Raw genomic sequence first — 6,130 nt, forward strand, 5'->3', positions numbered from 1 at the left:
CCCCCTTTCACACGATGTGTAGTTCCACATCGAGACTTTCGAATTCCTCGCGGAAGCGATCGGAAAGACCGGAGTCGGTCACGATCACATCCACGCCCTCGATGTCCGTTACCTGACTATGGGTTACCATCCCGAACTTCGTGTGATCAGCGAGGATCACCGTGCGGCGGGCGTGGCGGACCACCTCTGCCGCGGTCTCCGCCTCCTCCAGGGAGGGGAGAGTGAAGCCGTGTTCCAACGAGATTCCGTTAACTCCGAGGAACGCAAGGTCGAAGTAGACGCCGGTCAGTGCCTGACGGGCCAAGCGCCCCACCATCCCCAGCGAGATGCTCCGCAGATGCCCCCCGATCACGTACACCTCGACCCACGGATACTTGGAGAGCTCCGAGGCATGATTTAGAGCGTTGGTGAACACGCGGATATGGAGGTTGCGCGGGAGGTGTTTGACGAGCTGCATCGTGGTGGTTCCATTACCGATGAAGACGGCCATCCCTTCTTCAACCATCTTCGCTGCGTGCTTGCCGATCCGTTCTTTCTCGGCACGGTTGCGGTTGGCCTTGTCGATGTACGAAGGTTCGCTGGTGAGCGGCTCGCGGACGATCGCCCCGCCATGGATCCGCACCAGGGCGCCTTGCTCATTCAATGCGTTCAGATCGTTCCGGATCGTCATCGGGGAGACGGAGAAGAGCTCCGCAAGCTCCGAGGTCTTCACCTCGCCCCATTCCTGCAGCCGCTCCAGAATCAATCGGCGCCGCTGTTCAGTTAGCGGATGGTTTTGATTACCTTTTTGTTCCATTGCCTCCTCTTGCGAAAATTAGTATATGGATATCTCGCTTCGTTGTCAAGAGGTTGCGTTCAGTTTTTTAGCCAGCAAAACTATAATCTATCGCCTCGATGTATAAATTTCCGGAATTATTATACTGAAAATTCCTGCTATATCAAGAGCGGGGTGTGATGATCAAGGTGCACATGCGGATGAACTGGAGCGGCAAACAGCGTGAATGCTGCACGAATAACTACGAACGCGTTGCTATCCGGATGGAATCTCAGTAGCATACCGGGAGTCCCACTGGGAAGACGCGGTGGGCAAGACAAAAGAGGGTGAAAGGATGAAGATCACATTTTGCGGTGCAGCAGAGACGGTCACTGGTTCGTGTCATCTCGTCGAAACAAGCGGGCTCAAGCTCCTGCTCGATTGCGGGCTGTTCCAAGGGCGACATGAGGTCGAAGACAGAAACTGGGTGGAGTTCCCATTCGATCCAGCGGAGATCGATTACGTTATCCTCTCTCACTCCCACCTCGATCACGTGGGAAGGATCCCTCTCCTCGTCAAGAGCGGGTTTCAGGGTGAAGTTGTGACCACCCCGCCGAACGCGGCGATCGCCAAGGTGATCCTGATGGACTCTGCCCACCTGCAGGAGGAGGAGGCCGCCTACCATGCCCGCAAGGCACGACGCCGCGGTGAGGAGGCGCGCCCGCCGCTCTACGATGTGGGCGATGCGTTGGACTCGTTCGAGGTGTTCCGCCATCGCATCCCGTATGAAAAGCCGTTCAGCTTGGGGAACGGGGTCGAAGTAGTCTTGCACGATGCCGGCCACATCCTCGGTTCGGCCACGGTCGAGCTGCGCGCGGAGGGGAAGACTCTCTTGTTCAGTGGAGACTTGGGGAACCGCCACCGCCCGATCGTACGCGATCCAGCCGCCCCACCCCACGCCGACGTCGTCCTCATCGAATCGACGTACGGAAATCGCCGCCACCGCCCGCTGGAGGAGTCGGTGGCCGAACTCAAGGAGGCGATCCACACCGTGATCGGCCGCGGGGGGAACCTTCTCATTCCGTCGTTCGCCCTCGAGCGGACCCAGGAGGTACTGTACGAGCTCTTCCTTATGTGGCGCCAGAAGGAGCTCCCGAACTGCAAGATCTTCCTCGATAGCCCGCTTGCCATTGCCACGACGCGCATCTTCTCCAAGTTCCCCGGTTACTTCGACGACGAGGGGAAGAAGGTATTCTCTCATTCCCCGAACCCGTTCAACTTCCCCCCGCTTCGCTACACCCAGACCTCGGAGGAGTCGAAGCGGATCAACAACCTGCCGGAGGGGAACATCATAATCGCCGGGAGCGGGATGTGCACCGGCGGGCGAATCGTGCATCATCTACGCCACAACCTGTGGCGGGAGGAGGCCGGGGTCATCTTCGTCGGTTACCAGGCGCGGGGAACCCTCGGCCGCCAGATCATCGAGGGGGCGAAGCGGGTTCACATCCTGGGCGAGCCGACGGCGGTGCGAGCGCAGATCTGGACCGTGAACGGTTTTTCCGCTCACGCTGACCAACCGATCCTGCTTGACTGGTTGAAGAAGGTCAACGCCGACCGCACCTTCTTGGTCCACGGAGAAGAGGAATCGTTGCTCGACTTTCAGCGCGCGATCAAGGATAGACTCGGGAAGAAAGCGCTGATCGCCAAGTGGCAGCAGACGGTGGAAGTGTAGTCACGCTTGGAGACCGATGTCAGGCGCATTCACTCGCCGTCTCCCAGTATCCGCGTCTCAGCCTACCTTCTCAATCTTGACGCCAACGCCTTTGAGCGGAGGGATCTTCGCGTACGGATCCAGCGGTTGACTCGGGATCAGCGCATTGACGTTTATCCGATTGAAGAAATGTGTTGGGACGAAGATGCATCCACGTGGGGGATATTCCTTGCTCTCGGTCGTAGCTTCTATCGTTATCGACGCGTAAGGAGACGTAATGCGGATCGTGTCACCGCTTTTTATGTCCATCTCCCGTGCGTCGTCGGGATTCATGGAGGCCACCGCGCTGTTCACCGCTGCGCTCAACAATTTTGACCTTCGCGTCATTTCGCCCGTATTGAAGTGCTGATACAATCGTTTTGTGATCAGGATAAACGGGTACTCTTCTGATGCCGCAGAGAAGGTGATCTTCGTCGGATCCGCCAAGGGATGGAACCGTGCCCGTCTGTCCCGAAACGCGAATCCGTCGGTGTACAACCGCGGAGTTCCGGGGTGGGTGGTGGAATAGATCGGCCAGAATAGACCGATGCTGTCCTTTAATCTTTCGTAAGTAACGCCGGAGAAGATGGGGGCTGCCCTTCTGACTTCGTTCCAAATATCCTCCACCGCTTTGTAGCCGAACTCAAACCCCATTTTCCTCGCGATTTCGTTTATGATCCACCAATCGGGCTTGGCTTCCCCCGGGGGATCGACCGCTTTATCGGTGTATTGCATCCTCCGCGCTGCGTTTGTCACGATTCCTTTCTTCTCTCCGATCATCGCGGCCGGGAGCACCACATCGGCGAGCTTTGCCGTCTCGGTGAGGAATATCTCCTGTACCGCGAAGAACTCCAGCTTGCTTATTGCCCACCGGATGTACAAGCTTTGCGGCTCGCTGAGTACAGGATTCTCCCCCACCACGTACATCGCTCGTATCCTACCGCTCTGGATTGCGTGGAACATCTCCGTAGCCGATAGACCAGGGGTTTCGGGAACGTCCTTCCCCCATATTCCCCAAAAGTGATTTCTGGCTCCTTGGTCGTTCACCCGGAAGTGTCCGGGAAGCCCATCTGGTATGGCCCCCATATCGACCGCTCCCTGCACGTTGTTCTGCCCGCGCAGAGGAGCGACCCCCGCTCCCTCACGGACCAAGTTTCCGGTCATAAGGGCGATATTCACCAATGCCATCACGTTTTCGGTCCCGAAGGTATGTTGGGTCAACCCCATACCCCAGATGAACACCGTGCGCTTCTTGGTGATGATAGCAGCTATCTCCTCCAACTCGGACCATCTAACGCCGCTTATCTCTTCAACCAACTCGGGAGTATAGTTATCCAAGGAATGAATGTACGCATCCACGCCGATCGTGTTTTCATTGATAAATTTCCAATCACATAAATTGTTTTCGTATATTATCCTTCCCAGGCCTCCCAACCACAGAATGTCAGTCCCCGGTTTCGGTTGAATGCGGACCTGCGCTTTCTGTGCGATCTCGGTGAGACACGGATCCGCAACGATCAGATCGAATTCTTCCTTCCGCGCGATAAGTGTGTTCCACAAGACAGGATGTGTGTACTTAGGGTTCTCGCCCACCACCATGACGGCCTCGGCCTGTTTAAGGTCGGGCCACCATATGCTCACAGCCCCATAACCGAGCATCCGTTTCATAGCTGCCTCGGATGGAGAGTGGCACAACCGCGCGCACGAATCGATGTTGTTTGTGCCGACCACCACGCGCGCAAATTTCTGTAGGAGATAATCCTCCTCATTCAGCATCTTCCCGGAGCACAAAATCCCGATGCTGTCCGGACCGTACTTTGTGATAACCTCCTGAAGTCGCTTGGCTACGTAAGCGGTCGCCTTGTCCCACGTGATCTCCTCGAATCCTCCATCGGTGCGGAGCAAAGGCCGCTTTAACCGGTCCGGATGGTGCCACAGCTCATGAACGCTTGCCCCTTTTATGCAAATGTATCTCCCGTTTACTTCTGGATTCCTGCCACTGGCTACGGTCTTCGTCGCCCTTCCATTCTCGACCAATGCCTCTATATTGCACCCGACTCCGCAGTACGGACAGATGATCTTTTTGGCGACCGCTTCGGCCTTTTCACCCATTATCTTCTCCTTCTGTTCGAGCATCTTTCAGAATTCTACCCGTTTCTCTCTATACTGCCAAAGGCTATGTCTTGTTAGGCGTGCTCGGGAAAAACTTTGGCGACATCCTGTCAACTGATCGCGCCATCTTCGTTGCTTGATCAACCCGTGACCTGCTCGACCAATACGCTCTCCTGCCGGTTATTGAGGGAGACTCTCCCCATGGGTACATTGGGTTCTCAAGTGTGTTTTGCCGCGAAGAACCCGCGCCTTGTACAGTGGGGATACAAGGGGGTGGTAAGGATGAGAACGATCACGGAGGAAGAATACGGCTCAGGCGATCGGGTACCAGATCATCGAGCGGCAGATGCTCGCTGCGACGATGTCCCCCCGCTCATCACCGAGGCCGATATCGCCGGGTTCTCCGTCTTCCCGGTCCCGTCGCCGTAGATGGTTGCCCTTTCGATGACGAGAGCGGTTGGGGACGCCATTAGGGCTGCTTTTCTTGCCCTATTGATAGTCGCTCTCGGGCTGACGGGGCGGGCGGCATCCGCCTGTCCTGGGTTCGTGAATCCGACCCCGGCCGGGGTCCTGATCGACGACCGGATCACGGAGGTCTCGGGGATCGCCGCCGGTCGGCGGAATCCGGAAGTACTCTGGATCCATGAGGACTCGGGAGCCCCTCCCGAGGTCTACGCCGTCTCGCTTGACGGTACTCTGCTTGCCAGGTGTACGCTCACTGGGATTACCCCGATCGATTGCGAGGACATCGCTGTCGGTCCCGGCCAGGAGCCAGACGAAAGTTACGTCTATCTCGCCGATATTGGTGACAACGGAATGCGGAGGAAGATGATCAGCATCTATCGATTCCCCGAGCCGGGGATCGACGCGGAATGGAGCGAAGAATCGCTGCTGATCGATAAAGTAGAAAGGTTTGATCTTGTCTATCCCGATCGACCGCACGATGCGGAGACGCTCCTCGTCGACCCGTCATCCAGCGAGATCTACGTGATCACCAAGTGGGACCCCCACTCGCGAATCTACCAGGCGGGGCTAAACGATCCGGATGGACCGATTACGCTCGAATACGTCGGGGATCTCCCGTTCGCTGGGGCGACCGGGGGCGACATAAGCCCGGACGGGCGCTGGATCATCATTCGCACGTACTTTTCCGCTTATATCTGGCACCGGGATCCAGGAATTTCGATCGCGGAGGTCATCCAATCCGACGGCTGCCCAGTCCCGCTGGCACAGGAGCCGCAGGGGGAGGCGATCTGCTTTGTCCACGGCGCGGAATCCTACGTCACCATCAGCGAAGGACTGCATCCAGTCCTCTATTTGGCAACGCGCACTCCGGAATGAGCGCGGAGTCTCTCAGCTATCAGGGCAACAGGCTACAACCCACAACGCGGTCGGGCCCCCGGGGCTTAAATTCGCTTTTTCGCAGGGGAAGGGAGAATGGCGAATTCGCATGCGAACAGGATCTCTTGAGGTTACAGATCGATCACGAGCATATTCTCTTCGACGGAGGGGTA

General features: G+C 57.2%; 5 protein-coding genes. 3 read left to right on the plus strand and 2 right to left on the minus strand.

Going from position 1 to position 6,130, the window contains the following annotated elements; translation table 11 throughout:
- Positions 1-7: 7 nt before the first annotated feature.
- Positions 8-796, minus strand: a complete 789-nt coding sequence (locus tag J7J55_05735) for a DeoR/GlpR transcriptional regulator (GenBank protein MCD6142200.1) — start codon at positions 794-796, stop codon at positions 8-10.
- A 313-nt stretch (positions 797-1,109) separates the two neighbouring features.
- Between J7J55_05735 and J7J55_05740 the strand changes: the two genes are divergently transcribed.
- Positions 1,110-2,486, plus strand: coding sequence for an MBL fold metallo-hydrolase (locus J7J55_05740; protein ID MCD6142201.1), 1,377 nt, complete (start codon positions 1,110-1,112; stop codon positions 2,484-2,486).
- A 57-nt stretch (positions 2,487-2,543) separates the two neighbouring features.
- On the opposite strand, the gene fdhF is transcribed toward J7J55_05740, so the two are convergent.
- A complete protein-coding gene (gene fdhF, locus J7J55_05745; protein MCD6142202.1) occupies positions 2,544-4,640 on the minus strand; it encodes a formate dehydrogenase subunit alpha in 2,097 nt (698 codons plus the stop codon).
- Between the two features lie 258 nt (positions 4,641-4,898).
- On the opposite strand from fdhF, the gene J7J55_05750 reads away from it, so the two are divergent.
- The gene (locus tag J7J55_05750) at positions 4,899-5,045 is read left to right on the plus strand and encodes a hypothetical protein (GenBank protein ID MCD6142203.1); all 147 of its coding nucleotides are present in this window, start codon (positions 4,899-4,901) and stop codon (positions 5,043-5,045) included.
- A 15-nt stretch (positions 5,046-5,060) separates the two neighbouring features.
- Positions 5,061-5,957, plus strand: a complete 897-nt coding sequence (locus tag J7J55_05755) for a hypothetical protein (protein MCD6142204.1) — start codon at positions 5,061-5,063, stop codon at positions 5,955-5,957.
- The last annotated feature ends 173 nt before the right edge of the window (positions 5,958-6,130 follow it).

This window comes from Candidatus Bipolaricaulota bacterium (assembly GCA_021159055.1).
Lineage (GTDB): Bacteria > Bipolaricaulota > Bipolaricaulia > UBA7950 > UBA9294 > S016-54.